Source organism: Corynebacterium sp. HMSC074C05 (genome assembly GCF_001838325.1).
Classification (GTDB): Bacteria; Actinomycetota; Actinomycetes; order Mycobacteriales; family Mycobacteriaceae; genus Corynebacterium; species Corynebacterium amycolatum.
The window spans coordinates 193,923-214,678 of record NZ_KV836280.1 but is presented as its reverse complement, the minus strand read 5'-3'; the positions used below and the strand labels follow the sequence as shown (position 1 = coordinate 214,678).

Sequence of the window (20,756 nt, the reverse complement as noted above, 5' to 3'; positions counted from 1 at the left end):
ACGCAAGAATCGGCTCCCACTAAAGCTGACTGACCTTGATTAGTCACCCGTCTTGTACCCGACACCGCGGACGGTCAGCACAATCTGGGGGTTTTCCGGATCCAATTCAATCTTCGAGCGCAGACGCTGAACGTGAACGTTGACGAGTCGGGTATCCGAGGTGTGCTGATATCCCCAGACCTTTTCCAACAACTCATCACGGGAAAAGACCTGCTTCGGACGGGAAGCAAGAGTGTGCAATAGGTCAAACTCCAACGGGGTCAGAGAAATCTCCTTGCCATCGCGGAACACGGCGTGACCGGGCACGTCGATAGTCAGGTCGCCGACCTCGAGGGTCTCACTCGGGCTGTCCTCTTGACGACGCAGCCGAGCGCGCACACGCGCCACGAGCTCCTTCGGCTTAAAGGGCTTCGTGACATAGTCATCCGCACCGGATTCCAGGCCGAGGACCACATCGACCGTGTCGGTCTTCGCAGTCAACATGATGATCGGCACCGCCGATGTCTCTCGCACAGTGCGACAGACATCGACACCACCCATGCCCGGCAACATGAGATCCAGCAGAATCAAATCTGGATTCTCCCGCTCTGCTGCCTTGACAGCTTCGAGGCCATCGTCGACTACTACTGTGTCGAAGCCCTCGCGCTCCATCACCATCGTGAGCATTTCGGCGATGGCCGGATCATCATCAACAACCAGGATTTTTGAGCTCATGCGTCATATTCTAAACGTAAAGCTATCTAGTTCTGTAGTTTCCGGTTGAGGTGGCTAGCGCAGGCGTGCACTAATCCATTCCACAAGACGGTCCGCCCCATCATCCCCCGTAAGCATCAACCATGGTGACTGCCACGAGCCCCCCGCGAACTTCTGGTACGCTGCCAGCGTGCGCTCCTGCAAACCCGCGTCTTTTTCGTAGGTATCCCTAGTTCGCTGCACATCAGCGGCTTCCCGATTGCGTGCGCGGTCGGCTGCCACTCCCACCGACGTGGCCAGACAGACCTGAACGTCGGGAAGCGGAAGCTGGAAATCTCCGAATTCGGTCTTCTCAATCCACTCGACAATCGCCGGATCCTGCGTGCGAGCCAGGGAGTAGGCCGCGTTGGACGCGACGTAGCGGTCGATGATCAGAACATCGTTCTCGCGCGCTGCATCAACAATCGCTTGACGACGTTCTTTGCGGTCCAGAGCGAACAGGAGTGCCATTGCCCAAGCGGAGTCCGCAGTGTCGCCGAGCTGACCGTGCAAAGCTTGATCGGCGAAATCAGCGAAGATTGTCTGCCGGTACGCCGGAAAGGTCATCGATGAAACGGAGTGCCCTTGACTTCGGAGTTGATTGGTAACGGCTGTGACAAGTGTGTTCTTGCCAGCACCGTCGATTCCTTCGACTGCGATAATCAAATTTTTCTCCTCGCACACATGGCTACGACCTAGCCTTGGCTAGAACTAGTAGCGGTAGTGCTCTGGCTTATACGGACCCTCGACATCAACGCCGATGTATTCGGCCTGTTCCTTGGACAGCCGGGTGAGCTCGCCACCGAGTGCCTCGACGTGAATGCGAGCGACCTTCTCATCCAGGATCTTCGGCAGACGGTGGACAGAGTTGTCGTACTTTTCGCCGTTGCAGTAGAGCTCAACCTGAGCGATCGTCTGGTCGGCGAAGGAGGTCGACATTACGAAGGACGGGTGTCCGGTGGCATTGCCCAGGTTGAGCAAACGCCCCTCGGAAAGCACGATCAGAGAGCGCTCTTCGCCGTCTGCATGCGGGAAGATATACTCGGTGACCTGCGGCTTGATCTCCACACGACGGACATCATCGCGATGGTGCAGGCTGTGCATGTCAATCTCGTTGTCGAAGTGCCCGATGTTGCCCAGCAGCGCGTGGTTCTTCATCTGCTGCATGTGCTCGAAAGTAATGACGTCCTTGTTGCCTGTGGCGGTGATAACAATGTCGACATCTGCGATGACGCTCTCAGTAGCGACAACGTCGAAACCGTCCATCAAAGCCTGCAATGCGTTAATCGGGTCGGCCTCGGTGACCTGAACGCGAGCGCCCTGGCCAGCCAGTGCCTCTGCGCACCCCTTACCCACGTCACCGTAGCCACAGACCAGTACGTTCTTGCCCCCAACCAGCATGTCGGTACCGCGGTTGATGCCGTCCAGAAGGCTGTGACGGGTGCCGTACTTGTTATCGAACTTGGACTTGGTGACCGCATCGTTGACGTTCATGGCCGGGAATGGCAGCACTCCCTGCTCTGCGAAGTGGTAGAGGCGGTGGACACCAGTGGTGGTCTCCTCTGTGACACCCTTGACCGACTCTGCAATTCGGTGCCAACGGCCGGCATCCTTCTCCAGGCTGGCGCGAAGCATGTCCTTGAAGGCAATAAACTCATCCGAATCCGACTCTTCTGCAGGCGGCACCAGGCCAGCATCCTCGAATTCCATGCCCTTAATGACAGCCATGGTGGCGTCGCCGCCATCGTCCAGAATCATGTTGGCATCTTCATCGCCCCAGTCGAAGATGCGGTCGAGGCACCACCAGTACTCTTCCAGTGTCTCGCCCTTCCAAGCGAAAACCGGAACACCCTGCGGGTCCTCCGGAGTGCCGTTTCGCCCAACGACGACTGCCGCAGCGGCCTCATCCTGGGTGGAGAAGATGTTGCACGAGGCCCAGCGGACCTGTGCGCCCAGCGCCGTCAACGTCTCGATGAGCACTGCGGTTTGAACCGTCATGTGAATGGAGCCGGAAATACGGGCACCGGCCAGTGGCTGCTGCTCCGCGTACTCTTCGCGCAGCGCCATTAGACCTGGCATCTCGTGCTCAGCCAGACGAATCTGGTGACGACCGGCCTCAGCCAGGGAGAGGTCTGCAACCTTGAAATCAATGTTCTTCGAGGACATGTAACGCTTTCTCTAGATTCTTTGACGTGAGATTCTTCTTAAAGAATTACTACTGGGGACGCGAGAGTTACTCTACCGCTTCGACGCAGTTTTCCAGCGCCGCCTGGTCAGACTCACTGAGTTCCCCCAGAAGACTATCGAACACCTCGGATGCGATAGCCAACGCATCTTCCTCGCTGCCGTGCGCCTCGGAGATTCCCTCCCGGATGAAGCTGTAGTCCTCCACAATGTCACCGCTGCTAAATGGCGCACCATTCCAAATTGCAATGATCACAGCCGCCGCGAGTGCGCATGCTTTCTCATCGCTATTTTCGGAATCCACCCCAATGCGGCCAGCATCAATCAATGCACCAACACGATCCTGTGAGTCGAGATCCTGAACCTCATCGAAGAGTTCAATGACCGAATCGCTACCAAAAATCTCAGTATCCCAGATGGACATGATAGGTGGCCACGCTCCTTTCGCGCTTCGAACCAATAGCCAGTTTTCGTCTATCGACGAGCGCTTTCCAAAGAGCGCTTTTCGACGAGCCCACGGTAATCTGGCCGCCGACCTAAAAGCTGTCGCCTGCACGTACCGCTAGCCGGAAAACCGCATGTGGCCTTACCGAAGTTCTACCCGACTTTTCGTCACTTTTACAGTTCGAGAGACATATTTAATCCCTTCAACACAATTTTCACCCTAGAGAGAAGATAACGGGCATGTTAAGTTAGTTCCCAGACCTCGTAATGCAACTGTTATCTTTTTCGTTACAGGGCGACCTCACGCATGACACGAAAGGAGTACCTACCATGGTGAAGAAGGCTTTTGGAGCTCTTCTGCTTGCAGCCCTTCCCCTGAGCGCTTCGCTCGTAGGCTGCTCCGATAGCAATGCCGCCAAGGGGGCAAATCCGGAAAACGCCGGCTCTCAGTCGGAAATGGAGACCTCTGCTCCACTGCCTCCAGTTCCTAGTGATGCCGAGCTGCAGCAGACCACTGAACCGAATTCAGATTCCTCGCTGACTGAGACGAACGACAGTCTAGTATCTCGTCCGACCACGTCATCGAGCACCGAGATCGTTGAGGATCCGTACCTGCCACCGCAGGCGTACATCCCCCCGACTTCCACAAGCTCAAGTGCGACAACTCCGACGTCGACGACATCGACACCTCCGACGACCACGGAGACCACAGAGCCCACCTCTGACGACATATCTTCGCCGACGCCCAGCAAGCCGGTGCCACTGCTACCGGAAGATAACTCGGAAAAGCCGAACGACAGCCTTCCGGAAGGCGATGGTGGTGCAGCAGCTGAGCCGAAGCCGCCTTCATCGCAGGCGCAGTCCCAGTCGGGTACGCAAACCACAACTCCGTCCGAGACTCCTCAGAAGGCTCCTTCGAAGGAGCCGACATCCCCGAAGGAGCCGACACCTCCGAAGGACCAGACCCCTTCGACGGAGAAGGACACCACTGGCGGCAATGGGGCTAGCAATAGCAAGATTTCCCCAATCCCGGAAAAGCCGAAGGACTCCGGATTCCTGGGAAATCTCTTCGATAACGACGAGGACTAACCCACCCGCGGGACGGTCGCGACAAAGACGGTTGCCCCGTCTTGGCGCGCAGTCAGCTCAATATCGACTGCGTCGACAGCCGGAACCCAGGCCGCATGGCCGCTGGGAACCTCAACCACGGAGTCGTCGTGACGCAACGCCACCGTGCCCGCTGTAGACAACACAACCGTGGCGGATTCTTCATCGAGCAGAACATGTTCGCCCGGCTCCAGATCCCGCGAACGAAGGCGAAACTCGCGCACCGGCGCGTCATAGTCATTCCAGCCATCATCGGTCAGCCGCGACTGCAGCACCGGATCTGGCAGCGGTCGGAAAGAGAGCACGCGCAGTAGCTCCACGACATCGACGTGCTTAGAGGTCAGCCCTCCGCGCAGCACGTTGTCGGAGTTGGCCATGATTTCCACGCCCATGCCATTGAGGTAAGCATGCAGCTGTCCAGCACCAAGGTAGATGGCTTCGCCCGGCTGTAAGCGAAGGCGATTAAGCAGCATCGACCCCAGGACTCCCGGGTCCCCCGGATACTTTCGAGCCAGTTCGCAAGTGGTCTCGGCTACTCGCGAGAACTCCTCGTCATCGCCACTGTAATCCGCGCACTTGGCAGCCACGGCCTCGACCAGCTCATCGAGGACATCCTGGGGCAACGTCAACCACGTTGTAAACAATGCCCGCAGAGCACTCTCGTCATCGGCGGCATCGAGCAGTCCCATGTAATGGTCGAGCTCCGGTACCGCCAGCGTCGCGAGCAACTCCTTCGTGCGCTCCACCGGGCGGAACCCGGCCAACGCGTCGAAGGTAGTCAGGGCGACAATAAGTTCCGGCTTGTGGTTGTTGTCCCGGTAATTTCGGAAATGTGCAGTGGCCGGAATGCCCTCCGCATTTTCGCGTGCAAATCCCTCCTGAGCTTCTGCCAAGGTGGGGTGTGCCTGCAGCGATAACGGCTCATCGGCTGCGAGCAGCTTCAACAGGAACGGCAGCCTGCCGTTGTCGGTGTCAATTGCATATCCGAGCGCAGCTGCCGGATCCTGCGCAATGAGCTCATCCAGCGGCGTGCCGGCCACCGTGGCCGATGCCAGTGCATGCGCACCAAACCACAGTTCCGCCCAGGGCTTCGATGTGGGAGCGTCCGCACCGGTGATTCTCGCCAAATGTGTACGAGACCCCCAGGGGTACGACTGCAGCACGGGGTCCAACAGCTCCATGCCCGTATCACTCCTCTAATAGTCACTTCTGGCGCGAGCACGCCAATCTCACCGAAGGCCCAAAAGCCTTCGGTGACACCCGGCGATTACGCAGAAAACGCCGCAATCGCACCAACTCTGGCTGCAGCAACACATACTTCAACCAATGGATGATGAGTCTCCGCATCGAGCGCAGGGCACTCCACACGAGCCCATCCAACCTCGCCGTAGTGGTCCCGGTAGTGGCCCACATTGTTCGGCGCAGCTAAAACAATCGCCCCCAACGGTAGCACTGTCGCCCCTTCATCCCCACCATCAATAAACGGGTCATAGAAAATATCGCGGCTTTCCTGGGGTTCTGCAGCGAGCAACGCGCCCACACTAAGAGACAATTCGCTTATCGACGACGCTGCCGAGACCACGCCTGCCTCAAGCATCTGTAACGATGCCAGTTCCGCTACCGGTGCCAGCGCCGAGGTCGTCGACACTGCAAGCATTCTGCGGCCTGCCACCCACTGCGCTACCTGCCGCGCGGGGTTAACTGTTTCATCTCGCTGCGGAGCACAGGCGGCAATATCGGCGTCCACCGCATCAGCGACTTCCTCCACTACCCCGGCCGGAGCCAGGGCGGTGGCACCACATTCGGTGAGCGCGCTGGCGATGGCACCGACATAGGCGGTAAAGGACGCGGACTCCGCCATCGCCGGGCGCGGAACCACAACCGTATCGGGGGTACCGGCGGCACGCAGTGGCCCTTCACCGGGATCCACCACGACCGTGGCAGCACCTCGCCTATCAGCTTCAGCCAGAGCTGCCCCCAGTGGGCTGCCGGGGTTGTCGTCACAGACGATGACCAAGTCGAGGGCACCGACATAACTGGGCAACTGATGCGCAATTACCACCGGACAGCGGATATCGTCGGCAAGCGCGCGCACGGATTCGGCAGCGAGCTGCGCCCGACGATTTCCCACGAGGATGACCGCACTGCGCGGCAGTGAAAGTTGAGCAAACGCACCCCCGCGAGTCGCGGAAGCAGCAGCTCTGAGACCTGCACCGGCAGTGGCCATACGATAGAACAGGGCCTCTTGGCGCGGGTTATGGGAGGAGTCGAATGACGAGGTCATACTCCCAAGCATGCCTGAAAACGGGCGCGTGGGGTTGATTAACCGCGGATGATGTCGAGAACTTCGTCGACAAGAGCGTCGACCTCAGCACGCGTCGGAGCCTCGACGTTCAGACGCAGCAGCGGCTCCGTATTGGAGGCCCGGACGTTGAACCACGCCTTGGAGTCCGCCAGCTCAATGGTCAGGCCATCCATCCAGTCCGAGGACTCCGTGCGATCGGCAAACGCGGCCTCGATTTCCTTCTGCTTGGCCTGCTGCTCCTCTGCGCTGCCCAGGCGGGAGTTAATCTCACCGGAGGCCTCGTAGCGGTTGTACTCGGCCATGAATTCACTCAGCGGCTTATCCTGCTCGGCCAGTGCGGCCAGGACATGCATGGCAGCCAGCATGCCGGAGTCTGCGTTGAAGAATTCCTTGAAGTAGTAGTGCGCTGAATGCTCGCCACCAAAAACAGCACTGTGCTCGGCCATTTGCGCCTTAATAAAGGAGTGCCCAACACGGGTACGAACCGGGGTTCCGCCGTTTTCCACAATCATCTCCGGCACGACGTGCGATGTGATCAGGTTATGGATGATAGCCGCACCCGGGTTCTGCTCCAGGTAGCGGGTGGTCACCAACGCACAGATGGCCGATGGGCTGACCGGGTTGCCCTTCTCGTCGACGACGAAGCAGCGGTCAGCGTCGCCATCGAAGGCAATACCGATGTCTGCGCCCTGCTCCACCGTAAACTTCTGTAGGTCAACGAGGTTGGCGGGCTCCAATGGATTGGCCTCGTGATTCGGGAAGTTGCCGTCGAGCTCAAAGTAGAGATCAGCAACATCCATGTCTTCTCCGAGCACTGCCGGAACTGTCAGTCCCCCCATACCGTTACCGGCATCGACTGCAACCTTCAGGCGACGGCCGGAGCGAATGTCGACCAGCCCATGGAGGAACGCCGCGTAATCCTGCAGAACATCCTCACGATCAATTTCGCCCGGAGTGCCGGTGTACTCCGGAATTCCGTCGACAAGCAGGTCCTTAATCTGAGCAAGCCCTGTCTCCTGCCCGATTGGGCGGGCCAGCGAACGGCACATCTTGATGCCGTTGTATTCAGCTGGGTTGTGGCTGGCAGTGAACATCGCGCCCGGGCATTCCCTTACTCCGGAGGCGAAATACAGCTCGTCCGTAGAGGTCAGGCCGAGCAGGGTGACATTGAGCCCCTGCGCTGCCGCGCCATCGGCGAAACTAGCCGCCAACTCCGGCGAGGACTCACGCATATCGTGGCCAACTACGACACGCATTGCGCCCTCTGAACGCATGATGTGCCCAAAGGCGGCGCCGATGGCTCCGACGAGGTCCGCGTCGATGCCCTCACCGACAACACCGCGCACGTCATAGGCCTTGATGACGGCATCCAAATCGGAACGATTGTAAGTGCCCACGAAAAACCTCTCTGGGTAAGTATCAGTTTTGTGAAAAATGATACTAGCCCCAGAGAGGCTCTCACAAAGAAATGCCGCGGCAAGATGGCATGAGCTGGGGCACGGCGCCCGACCCGTTAGTCGTCCGAATCCTCCGGATCGCGAACTACATGCAGGTGACCGCGCGCGGATTTCCGCGTCGACGGGTGACGGCTGGAATCAATCTTGTAGGTCTGAGGACGGTTGTCGACCTCATCCCGCAGCACCAGGCCAGTCGCGTTGCGGCCAGCTTCACGGACGGCTTCCGCCAATGCGGTCAAATCATCATCGTCCTGGGCGGGCGTTGGCACGTCGTAACGCACGAGCTCCCAACCCAGCGGTGCGGTGATGGAACGCGCGTGCTTCTCACAGAGATCCCAGCTATGCGGTTCGGACGCGGCGGCGAGCGGCCCCACCACAGCCGTCGACTCCGCGTAGGCATACGTCAACGTAGCTACGGCAGGTTTGCCACAGCCGGGCCGGCAACAACGTCTAAAAACACTCACGGCATCAAAGTCTAGACCCTAACTTTAAGTTTCGATAGTTTTTCTCCCACTCCGGGCGTTTTTCGCTTTCAGACGCTCCCCTGGGGCACCCCAGCCTTACCCAGCAAACCCGCGACATGGCCGAAAGTTGACCTCACCCACGTTGACAGGCCGACCGATTATGCTCAACAAATATGAATTCATCGGCTTATACTCCGCGCTCGCTGCGACGCTCACTGCGACGCGGTCGCGGACCTCGGGGACCTCTGTTGCCGCCGGAAGTACCTCGTTGGAAGAGCCGTTCAGAAGCTTTTGACCAGGCGGTTATTGACGCCTATGCCCCATTGGATCAGCGCTGGTCCCGACAACTGTCGCACCTGGACATCGCCATCGATACGATTCCTCGCATGCAGTTGCGCCCGGACATGTACTTCCCGGAAGAGGTTGTCGCTGACGGACCTGTCCCACTGGGACGGCTTATCCCTGCTGGCATTGACCGCGTAGGCAACCCCACCCGCCCCTGCGTAGTAGTGTTCCGCCGCCCCATTGAGCGCCGTGTGTCGGGTCGAGTGGAACTGGACCAGATGCTGCAATATGTACTGACCCGCCTCGTGGCGGTATATCTGGGCATTGATCCGGTTGAGGTGGACCCTAGTTTCGACGAGAACTTCCTGTAGAAAGCTCTCTTCTAAGGAGCTCCCTAGAGAGCGGGAAAAAACTCGTTCAACGAAAAATCCCCCAGGGGTTTACCCCAAGGGAGACTGTGACATTGCGCGCACACGAAAACTAGCCACGCGGTTCTAGCCAATCTGCCGCTTCAAACGGCGACGCTCACGCTCAGAGAGGCCACCCCAAATACCGAAGCGCTCATCATGCTCGAGAGCAAACTCCAGGCATTCATCTCGCACACCACAAGCACGACAAATACGCTTTGCTTCGCGAGTGGATCCACCCTTCTCAGGGAAGAAAGCTTCTGGATCAGTCTGGGCACACAGAGCCTGCTCCTGCCAGTCCTGATCGACGGCTTCAAACAACCCCGAAAGGTCATCTGCCCACTCTGTCAACGGCCGAGGCTGGTTTTCAGAGGAGCTATCGTTCACAGCGATGTCACCCGCATTCGTCTCACTATCCACAGCAGAGCCGCCATCAAACATGCTGGACTTTTCCATGCCGAGGGCCTCCTGATGGTTGTTGCTGCGGGTCTTTAAATTGGGCTTAGTGTGTGAAACACACATTTGTGATTACACACGTGTAACCCACCATCGGTCAAGCCGAATAGAGAATTTGCCCCAATACTTTTCATTGCCCCTGAAGCCCCTCCCCCCGCGTTGGGGATTAAGTTCAGGTTGAAGGATGGCGTCTGAACCCTAAACCTGTCACCTGAACTCAACCACATTCGCCACATGTCTCTCACCAGCAACTTTGGCGACACTTCGGCAATTCTAATCAGATATTGCCGACAAAAGTCTGACACGCCGAAGGCTGCAGACTAGACATCCGTCGAAAAACGTACTCCGTGATCGGGGATCTGGACGCCCGGCCACACACGGATACCGTTGATCAATTCACAGCGCGCACCAACGACGGCACCCTCGCCGATAATGGCATCACTGATGACCGTCCGCGGGCCAATATCGGCGCCATCGGCAATCACAGAGCGCTCAATCACAGCACCGGCACCGATGCGTGCGCCGTCGAAGATCACCGATTGATCAATCCGAGCTCCCGCACCAATCTCCGCCCCACGTCCGACGACAGAACCACCGTAGAGAAGAGCGCCGCCACCGACCGACGCAGATTCGTCGACAAGCGCTTCGCCGTGCTTACCCTCTAGTAGTGGTGACGGCGCGATACCGCGGACCAAATCGGAGGAGCCGCGGACGAAGTCGCCCGGAGTCCCCATGTCACGCCAGTAGGCGTAATCAACGTGACCGTAGACGTTCATACCGCGGTCGAGCAGCGCTGGGAAGATTTCACGCTCAACGCTAATAGGACGACCAGCCGGAATCGATTCGATAATCTCGCGGCGGAACACGTAGATACCGGCATTAATCTGATCGGTTGGCGGATCCTGGGTCTTCTCCAGGAACTCCAGGACGCGCCCATCCTCATCGGTCGGAACACAGCCGAACGCGCGTGGATCCGGCACACGTACGAGGTGCATCGTGACGTCCGCATCCTTCTCCGCGTGAGTACCCAACACCGCGCGCAAGTCAGTACCTCCGAGGACATCGCCGTTGAAAATCATCGCGGTGTCATAGCGCAGCTTGTCTAGGACGTTTCGGATACCGCCACCGGTACCCAGCGGCTCAGCCTCAAAGACATATTCAATTTCGAGACCCAAATCCGAACCGTCGCCGAAGTGTTCTTCAAATACTTCAGCTCGGTAGGAGGTGCCCAATACCACGTGCTTCATACCTGCTGCACGAATGCGACCAAGCAGATGCTCCAGGAATGGATGTCCTGCCGTGGGCAGCATCGGCTTCGGCGTATTCACAGTAAGGGGACGCAAACGCGTACCTTGCCCGCCGACCAGAATGACAGCGTCAGTCTGTTCAGCCAACGTGGCTCCCGCCTGCTGTGCAGCATCCGCTCCCGGCTGGAAAGCGGAGCCATGCCCAGCACTCGGACGAACTTCGGTAGTCATGAAATCGGTAACTTTCTTCGATGGATCATTCCAACAGTTAATTAATTCCTACGCTTTTTGACCGCGATTATGACTTTGCCACGCAGGAACAGCCCCAAACGCAATGCCAGTCGCACAGGTGCCAGCGCCGGCCCCGGCAGGCGATCTGACATAAAACGGTATGCCGACTCGTGATGGGCCTTTACAGTAATTTCTGGGTGCTTACTGGCAGAATGCCCCTGCGCGTGACGAATCTCTGCACGAGGACAGAAAATATTCCTCCAACCAGCCTTGCCCAGTCGGTCGCCCAAATCCACGTCCTCCATGTACATGAAGTAGCGGGTATCAAAGCCATCAATCTGGTCGAACGCATCCCATCGCAGCAGCAGGCATGCGCCCGACAACCAGCCGGCCGGTCGCTCGCGATCCATATCCGCGTCATCCCGATAGCGCCGTGAGAAAGGGTTAGTAGGCCAGATGTCGGCGAGCAGCGCGTGTCCGATACCGCTGACAAGCTCAGGAACCGCGCGTGCCGACGGGTACACGCTGCCATCCGCCTCGCGAATCAGCGGACCAATCGCTCCGGCTTTGGGATTGCGCTGCGCGCATTCCAACAGAACATCGATTGCGCCAGGGGCAAACACCACGTCAGGGTTGACCAGCATGACGTAGTCAGGATTAATCTCACCGGCACGGCGAGCCCGTCCCAGCTCCGCAATGCCACGGTTGGCGGCCGCGCCATAGCCAATGTTGCCGCCGGTGCGCAGAAGCTGAACATCCGCTCCGGTCTCCTTAGCCCGAGCTTCTTCCTTCTCCACGGAACCATCCGTCGAGCCGTTGTCGGCCATGATCAGACGCGTGGAGGCACTGGCGGCGGGGCCCAGCGAATCCACCAGCTTGCTCAGGTGCTCACCGGGCGAAAAGGTCACGGTGACCACACCGAGCGGAAGCTGCGAGGGTTGCGGGGAATTCGAGGTTGCATTCACAAACCTAGACCCTAGGTCAGGACTGCCCGCAAAGTGTCCTGCCACTCCGGAAGTGAATGTAGACCTACCTCACTCCATGCGGAACCATCCAACACGGACCAGGCCGGACGCGGGGCCGGACGAGGGAACTCACTGCTGGTACACGCCACCACACGCTGTGGATCGTGACCGATGAGCCGAAACACTTCGCGAGCCACTTCGAACCATGTTGACTCACCGCTGCCCGTGACATGGAAGGTGCCGGTCGGTGCGCTGCTCGGTTCGGACAACACGCGATCGCACAACTCCCAGATAGCTCCGGCGAGGTCACCAACAAAGGTGGGGTTGCCGTGCTGATCGTCAACGACCTTAATAATTGCCGGATTGCCCTTGTCATCAGTCGCCGTCTCCGCCAGACGCATCATCGTGGAGACGAAGTCCTTGGCCTCTGGCTGTGTGGGGCCCGACCAGACCCACGCCGTACGCAAAATAGCGGAACGCGCGCCCGAATCACGCACATTGTTCTCCCCCACTAACTTGGTACGTCCGTACATAGTCTGAGGTGCGGTGAAATCATCAACTCGCAGCGCTCGGCGCTGCCCCGTCATCTCATCGATTGCTACATCACCGAAGACATAGTCGGTGGAGATGTGAATGAGATACGCGTCTTCCTTTTTCGCCCGAGCCGCCAAGTACTTCGGTCCGAGTGCATTGATTAGGTGCGCCGAGCCGGGATCGGATTCTGCACCATCGACATCGGTCGCCGCTGCCGCGTTAATGATGATGTCGACGTCGTCAAGCAGAGGCGTTGCCTCCACAGCATCCGAATCAGTGATATCCAACTGTGCCCGAGCGAGAGCGCGCACCTCAACATCGGCGGCGAAAGAATCACGCTGAAGCGCAGTACCCAGCTGTCCAGCCGCACCAGTTATGGCGACAATGGGACGCCGCGAATTGCTGTGGGTTGGTCCATGAGTGGCGAAATGCGAGACTGATATTTCAGACATATTCTTCTTTATCACTATCGTAGATACGATTGACACTGTGTTGAGGTGCAACCGGATACGGATTGACACTGTGTTGAGGTGCCACCGCACACGGTTGGACGGTTAAGGTTTATGTAGTTTCCGCAGCTGCTTACTGCTCTCCACGATGTGTGGAATGCCCACGCAGACATGCAGCACAAATTATATTTTCGAAAACGGTTTAAGAGGAGCCCCGGTTTGAGCAGCCACACGCCACGCGCGCGTCACGCACGCGATATTCAAGCGCCACCGTCCTCTGCAGAGAGTACCGCCCAAGCTTGGCCGCCGATGCTGCGCAATGCGCTTGTGCTGCTCTCGGCCATTATCCTGGTTATTTCCGCAGTTGGCTGGTGGACACTCGGTAGGACCACCGACAACTTGGGTTCGGGTGGCGACTTCGGTCTGGGCAGTGAGAAGGACGGTGCAACCGATATTCTGCTCGTCGGCTCCGACTCCCGCACCGATGCCCAGGGCAACCCGCTGACTCCGGAAGAAGTTGAGCTTCTGCGTGCCGGCGACGAAGAAGCCACGAATACAGACACGATTATTGTGATTCGTGTTCCTGCCGATGGTTCTTCAGCGACGGCAATTTCCATTCCGCGCGATACCTATGTCCACACCAATCGCCTAGGCAACACAAAGATCAATGGTGTCTACGGCAATACAAAGCAGATGGTGGAAGAAGAACTCGCAGGAAGCGGGGCCTCGCCGGAAGACATTGAGCGTCGCTCGACCGAGGCCGGACGTAGAGCTCTGATTGAGACCATTAGCGACCTCAGCGGTATCACCGTTGACCACTACGCAGAAGTTGGCCTGCTCGGCTTCGTCCTGCTCACCGACGCCATCGGCGGTGTCGATGTATGTCTGAATGAGGCTGTTTACGACGAGTTCTCTGGTGCGGACTTCCCGGCGGGCTCACAGACGTTGAAGGGTGCCGACGCGCTCTCATTCGTCCGCCAGCGCCACGGCCTGCCCCGCGGTGACCTCGACCGAATTACTCGCCAGCAGGTCTTCATGGCCTCGTTCACCAATAAGCTGCTCGGCGCTGGCACACTGTCCAATCCCGCGAAGCTGTCTGAACTGGGCAACGCTGTCCAGCGCTCAGTGGTGCTCGACGACAACTGGGATGTCACCGGATTTGCTACCCAGATGCAGGGCCTCAGTGGTGGCAACGTGAAGTTTGAAACGATCCCGGTGACCTCGATTGACGGTGTCGGCGACTATGGCGAGTCGGTGGTCACAATCGATAAGGGCCAAGTCCACCAGTACTTCGAGACCCTGCTGGGCACCAAGGAAGAAGAAGCTCCGACGAAGGAAGAAGACGATAAGAAGGCTGACCCCAACGCGGCTGAAACTACGGTCAGCGTTTACAACGCCACAGGCATTGAAGGCTTGGCCAGCGGCGTCTCAGGTTTCTTAACGGAAAAGGGCTACACCCAGGGCGAGGTCGGCAACGCTGAGTTCGCCGGCGTTGCCTCCAGCCAGATCAATGCGGCTGACCCAGAGGATCCGGCAGCGCAGGCCATCTCTGAGGCACTCGGTGGCGTACCGATTGTCCACGATCCATACCTCGACCCGCACCACATCTCAGTGACGATTGCCGGTGACTACGACGGCCCAGGATTGACATCAGAGGGAATGGCCACTGATTCGGGCGACGGTGCCGAACCTGCGCCTGAAGTTGAAGATGGTTCCAATGGCGACATCATCGGCCAAGAGGGCGGCGAAATTCCGCAGGAAGATCGCCCCGCTATTGACGCCGCTGGCGTGACCTGCGTGAACTAGGTCCGCCCCTTCGGGGAGACCTCAGCGACATGTTCGATGAGGTTATATTCCTCAATTGCGGCTAAGGACTCCTTGGCCTCCTGTTCGTCCAGCACGTTCATGATGAACCCGTTCTGGACGAACACCCAATCACCTGCCACCAGCTCAGGCACGTACATTGCCGAGCATTGCCGCTTCTGCCCCGCCATATCCACTGTCGCCATCGGCAGTGGACCATCGGCTTTTGCCAAAACCCGGGCAGGAATTCCAAGACACATCGTGTTACTTCGTCCTCTCCGCTACAGTCGGGGCGTCCGCCGAACCACGGCTATCCGTTGTCATATTGTCCGCAGGTGCACCGGCATGTTCCTGCATCGTGAATGTCATCACTCCCGCAGGTGCCGAACTACACGGTAAGCACGGATCAGCGGCCCAGATGGACTTCTCGACCCCCGCAGTCTCCCCGCCACCGCACAGCTGCTCGGTAAGCATACGCGTCAGCCAGGGTTCATTCTGCGCAGTCGGTGTCATAATCTGACAATCCGTAATGATGCCGTCAGCTCCTGCCGTATAACGATGCACTAACAGCCCACGTGGCCCGTCAATCATCCCGACACCGCTGCGAGGTTCTTCAAAGTCAGCATTCTCAATCGCCGTCGCAGCATTCGGATTGCACACATGGTCGCCGAGCAGCTCCCCGTCGGCAAGCACCCGCTTCGCCCAGGCCACGGTGTCGGCGAGAAGCTGGCGTTGGGCGTCGCGTGGGCTGATTCCACGCTTATCGACGACAACCTGCCTGGAGACCGGCCCCACCCGGTAGAAATCGGCCTGCTCACCTTCACAGCCATCCTTGCCCAGCTCCTTCGAGGCATCAAACACCGGTCTGGGAGCGGCATCGCCCGGACGGGATTCCCGAACACGTGTAGGCCAATCAGCAGCCGGGAAAATCTGCGCTGCGGTATCGGTGTCGTGCCGCGCGACTGCCAGGTGATTTCCCAGCGGAGCAAGTTCACCGTCAGCGTCGACGACTGCGACGTCGAGACCGTCAAAAGTATCCGTCCAAGCATCAGAAGCATCGGGGGCGGCAAGAAGCTCCACTTCCTTGATTACCGCCGTCTCAGCCAGCACCTCCAGAGCACTTTCGGCCTCAGAAACAAGCGCCTTATCCACTGCCGCGCGCACACCGCCGGGGACGGCGACATCTGGGAAATGCGACGGTGCCCCCGCTGCACGCATCAGAGCTTTTCCGGCACGCTTCATTGTCCGCGCCCCCTCGCGGTCGACGGCCACAAACTTGGTCGCTAGATTATCCAAGGTCGACCCGGCCGCCAGCAGCTCTCGAATCAACTGTGCGGTTCGGGGAATGTCGGAAATCCCGTAAAGGTCCTCCACCGCCCGTACACCTGCAAGATGATGCACAACCGGGCACAGGCCACACAGCCGCTTGGTGATATCTGGCACATCCAATGCCTGCTTGCCCACAAGCATCCCGTCGATACGCGGCAGCCCTGAAAGGTCGAAGGACACCTGTGTGATGGCGCCGTTGTCATCGCGATAGACATCCAGTCGTGCCTCGAATGGGTCAACAAGCTCATCGAGCTGGATGTGCTGGGTAGCCGGAACGGATTTGGATGACATGGTCCGCCTGCGCCTCCTTCGCGCTGAGTACTTCGCCATAATGGTATCTGTGCATGAGCTTGGATTGTTGACCAGCGTGGTGGAAAAGATTGCCGAGGTCTGCCCGGGACGTACCGTGACAAAGGTGTCAATGCGTGTGGGCGACCGCTCCGGGGTCGTCTACGATTCCCTCATCGCCGCATGGCCTGTGGCCAGTGCCGCGACGCAGTGCGAGGGCGCCGAGTTAGATGCCGAGCTCATTGTCTCGACGGTCTACTGCCCCACCTGCGAGGCTGAGCATGAAATTGATGAATTCTATGCTCTAACCTGCCCTGTCTGCGGCACCCCAACTGCGGATTTGCGGCACGGCCGCGAGTTTGAAATCTCCAGTATTGAGGTCAGCGCTGAGGGCGAGGGTTAGACGTCACTGTCGCGCTCGTCGGCAAGCCAGCTGTCGATGAGCTCGCGCGCAACCTCAGTCGCCTCCTCAATGCCGCCAAGTGCCGTGTTGCTGAGCCCCACCACCATGTCGGCAGACTCGTAGACCACTCCCACCACACCGACGCGCTCAGGCTCCTGCCCCAGCAGTCGCGCCGCGGTGAGCAAATCCAGCAAGCCGACCTGATGCGCGGACAGCTTTGCCGCCAATAGTCTAGGGATCTGGTCACCGACGAGCTTGACGACGGTACCGGGATCCCCCGGACCAGCGAGAGCGTCGAGCAACAATAGGTTCTTGGCCTCCTGCACGATGGGCAGCAACTCCATACCGCAGGTGCCACCATCGATGTAGGCAACCGCACCCGTCCATTCGTCCCCTCGCCCGGCGAGGTTCGCAGGATCATCGAGGTTGGAGGGCGACCAGACCAGATGCGCAGAATCCCCGGCCTGCGTTGTCTGCCCCATGCCTGCAGATTCCAGTTCTGGGGCAAGGCGCCTCAGCAGCTCGAGACCAATGCCGTCGTCGCCCATGACGGGGTTGCCGATGCCAAGAACCGTCACCAACGGAGTGCCAGCATCAGCACCGGTGACTGCGTCGGACACCTTATCGTTACCCAATGATCTCCTATCCAATGCGTGGAGAGTCAACCGGTTGCGTGCCGCGCGGTAGCCAGACAGAGCCACCAATCATCGAGGACAGACCACCGTGGTTGTGTACCGCATCGGAGCGGATAACCAGGTAGACGTGAATGATGGCGAAGAGCCAAATCAGGTACATGATGATTGTGTGAATCAGGCGGAAGTAGCCGATGCCAATCCAGTGCGTGGGCATAGCCAACAGCTGGAAGAACCAGTTGGACTGGTCCATCATCGCGTATAGCGACAAACCTGTGAGCATCTGGATGAAACACATCGCGTAAATGCCGGTGTACGCCAGCTGCTGCAGCGGATTGTGTGCGAAGTAGAACGGCCCTTCCTTGCGCAGGAAGAGGTAGTACTGCATCGTGTGCCAGAGGTCTTTAACATCCTGCTTGTTATAAATCGGCCATAGCGCACGCCATCGTGTTTGTCGGTCGTGGGTAACAAACAGCAGAATGACACGCCATAGCCCCACCGCGATCCATAGGAATCCGGCTAAGAAGTGCGCGAAACGGACATATCCCATCGCGAATCCCGCGGCCGAGCCGTCATAGGTGCGCTCAGTCAAATAGGGCTGCATGATGTACCAGCCAGTAAAGGTCATCACCAACATCAGCGCCAGGTTCAACCAATGTTGAACGCGCAGCGCCCATCCCCACAGGTGAACCTCGACCCACGAACCGGAGCCCTTCTTGTTCTCCGCAATGGCCTCGTCGAGTTTCCGCAGCCCCATTGCCACGAATCCTTCGAAGATGAACTCTCCGATGATATTTCCGTCTTTGTCAATGGGCGCAAGCGCGACGCCCATGCTGCGGTGCCCGCGACCATGATGCATGTTCGCGTTACGACGAAGTAGAACGCCTTCCTCACGGGACATCGTGGATGCCTCAACGACCGCATTCAATTCACCGCGCATGATGGCGACATCGACCGTTTGATCCGCAATGTTGAGGCCGTGCACCTTGGCAATGGAGTAACGGCGGTCAGGTGTTGCCGGGTCGTAGGAATCCGGGGTCAGTTTCATCAGTGGCGTGCCGTCGAGGTGGAAAAGATCGTCACGACGACGACGCAAGCTGACCTTTAGCGCAAGGTCGACAGGATCGCGGGAGTCGTCCGGGACAATTGCTGCGGCCTGAATGACCTCGGATGGCGACAACCAGTGGCTGGTGTGTGCGTCAATAACCGCAATAACCAGGGGGTTGCCCTTGGAATCTTTTAGTCGCAGTTCCGGATTTTCACTCACTGGGGGTGTCATGCCGTCGTCACCTTAAACATTTCCTGACCAGCCGGATCCAAAATGTGGACTGCGCAGGCCATACATGGATCGAAGGAATGAATCGTGCGAAGTGGTTCAAGCGGCTGCTCGGGATCAACCAGCGGATGTGTGCCATCGCCAGCCAGCGCGTGCTCGTATGGGCCAAGCTGCCCCTTCGGGTCACGGCCACCGGCCAGCCACGTGGTGGGAACCACGGCTTGGTAGTTGGTCACCTTGCCATTTTCAATTTTGACCCAGTGGCTGAGCATGCCACGAGCGACCTCGAGGAAGCCCACGCCCTGGCACTTTTCCGGCCACGTGGTCGGCTCCCAACGGCTGTTGTCGAAGACATCGATGTCGCCGTTCTTCAGGGCCTCAACGAACTCCGGGAAAATGTGATCTGCCAAGTAATTGGCGGTGGTCACAGACTCCACAGCACGTGCGTAGGTGCGTCCCGCAGTGGAGTTCATCTGCTCAATGCGCAGGTCGAGCTTATCCATGACCTCGTCGACCAGGCGCATTGTCTCCGGCTCCTTCTGCAGGTATGCCAACAGCACACGAGCAACCGGGCCAACTTGAACAGCGCGACCGTCGTAACGCGGCGCCTTCGACCAGGTGTACTTTTCATTGTCGGACAGCCACTCGTACGGCGGCTTCGGGCCGGTGTAGTTCACAGTTGTTTCGCCGTCATACGGCTTGAGGCCGACATCATCGCCGGCTTCCTGCGTATACCAGGCGGAGTTGATGAATTCCTCGATCTTTTCCGGCTGGAATGGGTGGAGCTTGGTGTAGTCACCGTCGAGAATGACACCGGGCTTGATGTCTGGATGCACGGTCTGGACACGGGACTTAGCCGGGTCGCCGGAGTAAGTGGCGCCGGCCATGCCTACCGCCAGGAAGCTGTCGGAGGAGCGACCGATGTCGAAGTAGTCCTTGTAAACGCTCATGATGGCGACTGCATCTGGGTAGAAGCAGTCATTGACGAACTCCACGATCTCGTCGATCCAGGACTTGATCTGATCAATGCCGACTTGGTTGACCGTCTCAGAGCGTTCCGGGTCGATGGAGCACGCCATGCCTCCGACCAGGAAGTTCGGGTGTGGATTCTTACCGCCGAAGACGGTGTTAATGCGGATGATAGAGCGCTGGAAAGCCAAGGCGTCGAGGTAGTGCGACACTGCCATCAGGTTGGCCTCAGGTGGCAAGCGGTAGTCCTCATGTCCCCAGTAGCCGCCGGTGAAGATGGACAGCTGGCCGGAGTCCACAATGCCCTGCACGGTCTCCTTGACCCGGGCGAAGGTTTCTTCGTTGTTGCCCTTCCACGTCGAGCCGATCGACTGCGCGAACTCAACGGTCTTCTTCGGATCTGCCTCGAGAGCCTTCGTGACATCAATCCAGTCCAGACCGTGAAGATGGTAGAAGTGCACGACGTGGTCGTGAATCTCCTGCGAGCCAATCACCAGGTCGCGAATACGACGTGCCTGCGGGGGCGGTGTCGAGCCAATGGCATCTTCGACAGCGGCAATGGACGCCACCGAGTGAGTACCCGTGCACACACCACAGATACGACCAACGAATGCCCAGACATCGCGAGGATCGCGGTTTTTCACAATGGTTTCGATACCGCGGAACTGAGTAGTCTCACTCCACGCGGTTTTGATCTGGTCTCCCTCGCGTTCCAGCTCAATGCGAAGGTGTCCCTCGATTCGGGTAATCGGGTCGATTACAACTTTTTCCGTAGCCATGTCCTATGCC

The 20,756-nt window shown here is 58.6% G+C and carries 21 protein-coding genes; 4 read left to right on the top strand and 17 right to left on the bottom strand.

Annotated elements, in window-relative coordinates:
* Positions 1-39: 39 nt before the first annotated feature.
* The 4 genes from mtrA to HMPREF3042_RS01760 form a co-directional block, all read right to left on the bottom strand.
* On the bottom strand, positions 40-714 hold the full coding sequence (gene mtrA / locus HMPREF3042_RS01775; RefSeq protein WP_048731669.1) for an MtrAB system response regulator MtrA: 675 nt from the start codon (positions 712-714) through the stop codon (positions 40-42).
* A gap of 54 nt (positions 715-768) precedes the next feature.
* Positions 769-1,398, bottom strand: coding sequence for a dTMP kinase (locus HMPREF3042_RS01770; RefSeq protein WP_070855894.1), 630 nt, complete (start codon positions 1,396-1,398; stop codon positions 769-771).
* A gap of 45 nt (positions 1,399-1,443) precedes the next feature.
* Entirely contained in the window at positions 1,444-2,898 is a 1,455-nt protein-coding gene (gene ahcY / locus HMPREF3042_RS01765; protein WP_070767619.1) for an adenosylhomocysteinase, read from the bottom strand.
* A 67-nt stretch (positions 2,899-2,965) separates the two neighbouring features.
* On the bottom strand, positions 2,966-3,340 hold the full coding sequence (locus tag HMPREF3042_RS01760) for a DUF4259 domain-containing protein (RefSeq protein WP_070855893.1): 375 nt from the start codon (positions 3,338-3,340) through the stop codon (positions 2,966-2,968).
* 350 nt (positions 3,341-3,690) lie between these two features.
* On the opposite strand from HMPREF3042_RS01760, the gene HMPREF3042_RS01755 reads away from it, so the two are divergent.
* Positions 3,691-4,449, top strand: a complete 759-nt coding sequence (locus HMPREF3042_RS01755; protein ID WP_070855892.1) for a hypothetical protein — start codon at positions 3,691-3,693, stop codon at positions 4,447-4,449.
* On the opposite strand, the gene manA is transcribed toward HMPREF3042_RS01755, so the two are convergent.
* The 4 genes from manA to HMPREF3042_RS01735 all read right to left on the bottom strand — a co-directional run bounded on the left by manA (position 4,446) and on the right by HMPREF3042_RS01735 (position 8,693).
* The gene (manA, locus tag HMPREF3042_RS01750) at positions 4,446-5,648 is read right to left on the bottom strand and encodes a mannose-6-phosphate isomerase, class I (RefSeq protein WP_049172794.1); all 1,203 of its coding nucleotides are present in this window, start codon (positions 5,646-5,648) and stop codon (positions 4,446-4,448) included. The two genes, HMPREF3042_RS01755 and manA, sit on opposite strands and share 4 nt — an antisense overlap.
* Before the next feature lie 86 nt (positions 5,649-5,734).
* Positions 5,735-6,751: a hypothetical protein gene (locus tag HMPREF3042_RS01745; RefSeq protein WP_070855891.1), complete on the bottom strand. Its 1,017-nt coding sequence runs from the start codon at positions 6,749-6,751 to the stop codon at positions 5,735-5,737.
* Between the two features lie 38 nt (positions 6,752-6,789).
* Positions 6,790-8,169 carry a phosphomannomutase/phosphoglucomutase gene (locus HMPREF3042_RS01740; protein WP_083327394.1) on the bottom strand — a complete coding sequence of 460 codons (1,380 nt, stop codon included), beginning with the start codon at positions 8,167-8,169 and terminating at the stop codon, positions 6,790-6,792.
* Positions 8,170-8,285: 116 nt separating this feature from the next.
* Positions 8,286-8,693, bottom strand: coding sequence for a DUF3499 domain-containing protein (locus HMPREF3042_RS01735; RefSeq protein ID WP_005509890.1), 408 nt, complete (start codon positions 8,691-8,693; stop codon positions 8,286-8,288).
* A gap of 173 nt (positions 8,694-8,866) precedes the next feature.
* Here HMPREF3042_RS01735 and HMPREF3042_RS01730 point away from each other — a divergent pair, with 173 nt between their 5' ends.
* Positions 8,867-9,349, top strand: coding sequence for a metallopeptidase family protein (locus tag HMPREF3042_RS01730; protein ID WP_070851144.1), 483 nt, complete (start codon positions 8,867-8,869; stop codon positions 9,347-9,349).
* A 123-nt stretch (positions 9,350-9,472) separates the two neighbouring features.
* On the opposite strand, the gene HMPREF3042_RS01725 is transcribed toward HMPREF3042_RS01730, so the two are convergent.
* From HMPREF3042_RS01725 to rfbD, 4 genes are all read right to left on the bottom strand, one after another.
* Complete coding sequence (locus HMPREF3042_RS01725) at positions 9,473-9,841, bottom strand: WhiB family transcriptional regulator (RefSeq protein WP_005510060.1); 369 nt, start codon at positions 9,839-9,841, stop codon at positions 9,473-9,475.
* Positions 9,842-10,161: 320 nt separating this feature from the next.
* Positions 10,162-11,319, bottom strand: a complete 1,158-nt coding sequence (locus tag HMPREF3042_RS01720; RefSeq protein ID WP_048731655.1) for a mannose-1-phosphate guanylyltransferase — start codon at positions 11,317-11,319, stop codon at positions 10,162-10,164.
* A gap of 41 nt (positions 11,320-11,360) precedes the next feature.
* Positions 11,361-12,284: a glycosyltransferase family 2 protein gene (locus HMPREF3042_RS01715; protein ID WP_070855890.1), complete on the bottom strand. Its 924-nt coding sequence runs from the start codon at positions 12,282-12,284 to the stop codon at positions 11,361-11,363.
* 11 nt (positions 12,285-12,295) lie between these two features.
* Complete coding sequence (gene rfbD / locus HMPREF3042_RS01710; protein ID WP_070855889.1) at positions 12,296-13,270, bottom strand: dTDP-4-dehydrorhamnose reductase; 975 nt, start codon at positions 13,268-13,270, stop codon at positions 12,296-12,298.
* Between the two features lie 168 nt (positions 13,271-13,438).
* Between rfbD and HMPREF3042_RS01705 the strand changes: the two genes are divergently transcribed.
* On the top strand, positions 13,439-15,073 hold the full coding sequence (locus HMPREF3042_RS01705; protein WP_370449382.1) for an LCP family protein: 1,635 nt from the start codon (positions 13,439-13,441) through the stop codon (positions 15,071-15,073).
* Here the strand turns inward: HMPREF3042_RS01705 and HMPREF3042_RS01700 are convergent.
* On the bottom strand, positions 15,070-15,330 hold the full coding sequence (locus HMPREF3042_RS01700; protein ID WP_070855888.1) for a HypC/HybG/HupF family hydrogenase formation chaperone: 261 nt from the start codon (positions 15,328-15,330) through the stop codon (positions 15,070-15,072). The two genes, HMPREF3042_RS01705 and HMPREF3042_RS01700, sit on opposite strands and share 4 nt — an antisense overlap.
* A 4-nt stretch (positions 15,331-15,334) precedes the next feature.
* Positions 15,335-16,690 (bottom strand): nickel-dependent hydrogenase large subunit, encoded by a 1,356-nt coding sequence (locus tag HMPREF3042_RS01695; RefSeq protein WP_070855887.1) that lies wholly within the window; start codon positions 16,688-16,690, stop codon positions 15,335-15,337.
* 40 nt (positions 16,691-16,730) lie between these two features.
* Here HMPREF3042_RS01695 and HMPREF3042_RS01690 point away from each other — a divergent pair, with 40 nt between their 5' ends.
* The gene (locus HMPREF3042_RS01690) at positions 16,731-17,090 is read left to right on the top strand and encodes a hydrogenase maturation nickel metallochaperone HypA/HybF (RefSeq protein WP_172954599.1); all 360 of its coding nucleotides are present in this window, start codon (positions 16,731-16,733) and stop codon (positions 17,088-17,090) included.
* Here the strand turns inward: HMPREF3042_RS01690 and HMPREF3042_RS01685 are convergent.
* The 3 genes from HMPREF3042_RS01685 to HMPREF3042_RS01675 form a co-directional block, all read right to left on the bottom strand.
* Positions 17,087-17,671, bottom strand: a complete 585-nt coding sequence (locus HMPREF3042_RS01685) for a hydrogenase maturation protease (protein WP_049191165.1) — start codon at positions 17,669-17,671, stop codon at positions 17,087-17,089. The two genes, HMPREF3042_RS01690 and HMPREF3042_RS01685, sit on opposite strands and share 4 nt — an antisense overlap.
* A 61-nt stretch (positions 17,672-17,732) precedes the next feature.
* Positions 17,733-19,001, bottom strand: coding sequence for a Ni/Fe-hydrogenase, b-type cytochrome subunit (gene cybH, locus HMPREF3042_RS01680; protein ID WP_016422187.1), 1,269 nt, complete (start codon positions 18,999-19,001; stop codon positions 17,733-17,735).
* Positions 18,998-20,746 (bottom strand): nickel-dependent hydrogenase large subunit, encoded by a 1,749-nt coding sequence (locus HMPREF3042_RS01675; RefSeq protein ID WP_016422186.1) that lies wholly within the window; start codon positions 20,744-20,746, stop codon positions 18,998-19,000. Before HMPREF3042_RS01675 ends, cybH begins: the two co-directional genes overlap by 4 nt.
* Positions 20,747-20,756 lie beyond the last annotated feature (10 nt).

What these genes read in the sequence shown, in the direction of transcription:
- HMPREF3042_RS01720 (WP_048731655.1), bottom strand. Translation starts at nt 11,319, where the DNA reads ATGACTACCGAAGTTCGTCCGAGTGCTGGGCATGGCTCCGCTTTCCAG.
- HMPREF3042_RS01760 (WP_070855893.1), bottom strand. Translation starts at nt 3,340, where the DNA reads ATGTCCATCTGGGATACTGAGATTTTTGGTAGCGATTCGGTCATTGAA.
- HMPREF3042_RS01725 (WP_005510060.1), bottom strand. Translation starts at nt 9,841, where the DNA reads ATGGAAAAGTCCAGCATGTTTGATGGCGGCTCTGCTGTGGATAGTGAG.
- HMPREF3042_RS01700 (WP_070855888.1), bottom strand. Translation starts at nt 15,330, where the DNA reads ATGTGTCTTGGAATTCCTGCCCGGGTTTTGGCAAAAGCCGATGGTCCA.
- HMPREF3042_RS01755 (WP_070855892.1), top strand. Translation starts at nt 3,691, where the DNA reads ATGGTGAAGAAGGCTTTTGGAGCTCTTCTGCTTGCAGCCCTTCCCCTG.
- rfbD (WP_070855889.1), bottom strand. Translation starts at nt 13,270, where the DNA reads ATGTCTGAAATATCAGTCTCGCATTTCGCCACTCATGGACCAACCCAC.
- ahcY (WP_070767619.1), bottom strand. Translation starts at nt 2,898, where the DNA reads ATGTCCTCGAAGAACATTGATTTCAAGGTTGCAGACCTCTCCCTGGCT.
- mtrA (WP_048731669.1), bottom strand. Translation starts at nt 714, where the DNA reads ATGAGCTCAAAAATCCTGGTTGTTGATGATGATCCGGCCATCGCCGAA.
- HMPREF3042_RS01675 (WP_016422186.1), bottom strand. Translation starts at nt 20,746, where the DNA reads ATGGCTACGGAAAAAGTTGTAATCGACCCGATTACCCGAATCGAGGGA.
- HMPREF3042_RS01730 (WP_070851144.1), top strand. Translation starts at nt 8,867, where the DNA reads ATGAATTCATCGGCTTATACTCCGCGCTCGCTGCGACGCTCACTGCGA.
- HMPREF3042_RS01705 (WP_370449382.1), top strand. Translation starts at nt 13,439, where the DNA reads ATGCAGCACAAATTATATTTTCGAAAACGGTTTAAGAGGAGCCCCGGT.
- HMPREF3042_RS01745 (WP_070855891.1), bottom strand. Translation starts at nt 6,751, where the DNA reads ATGACCTCGTCATTCGACTCCTCCCATAACCCGCGCCAAGAGGCCCTG.
- HMPREF3042_RS01690 (WP_172954599.1), top strand. Translation starts at nt 16,731, where the DNA reads ATGGTATCTGTGCATGAGCTTGGATTGTTGACCAGCGTGGTGGAAAAG.
- cybH (WP_016422187.1), bottom strand. Translation starts at nt 19,001, where the DNA reads ATGACACCCCCAGTGAGTGAAAATCCGGAACTGCGACTAAAAGATTCC.
- manA (WP_049172794.1), bottom strand. Translation starts at nt 5,648, where the DNA reads ATGGAGCTGTTGGACCCCGTGCTGCAGTCGTACCCCTGGGGGTCTCGT.
- HMPREF3042_RS01695 (WP_070855887.1), bottom strand. Translation starts at nt 16,690, where the DNA reads ATGTCATCCAAATCCGTTCCGGCTACCCAGCACATCCAGCTCGATGAG.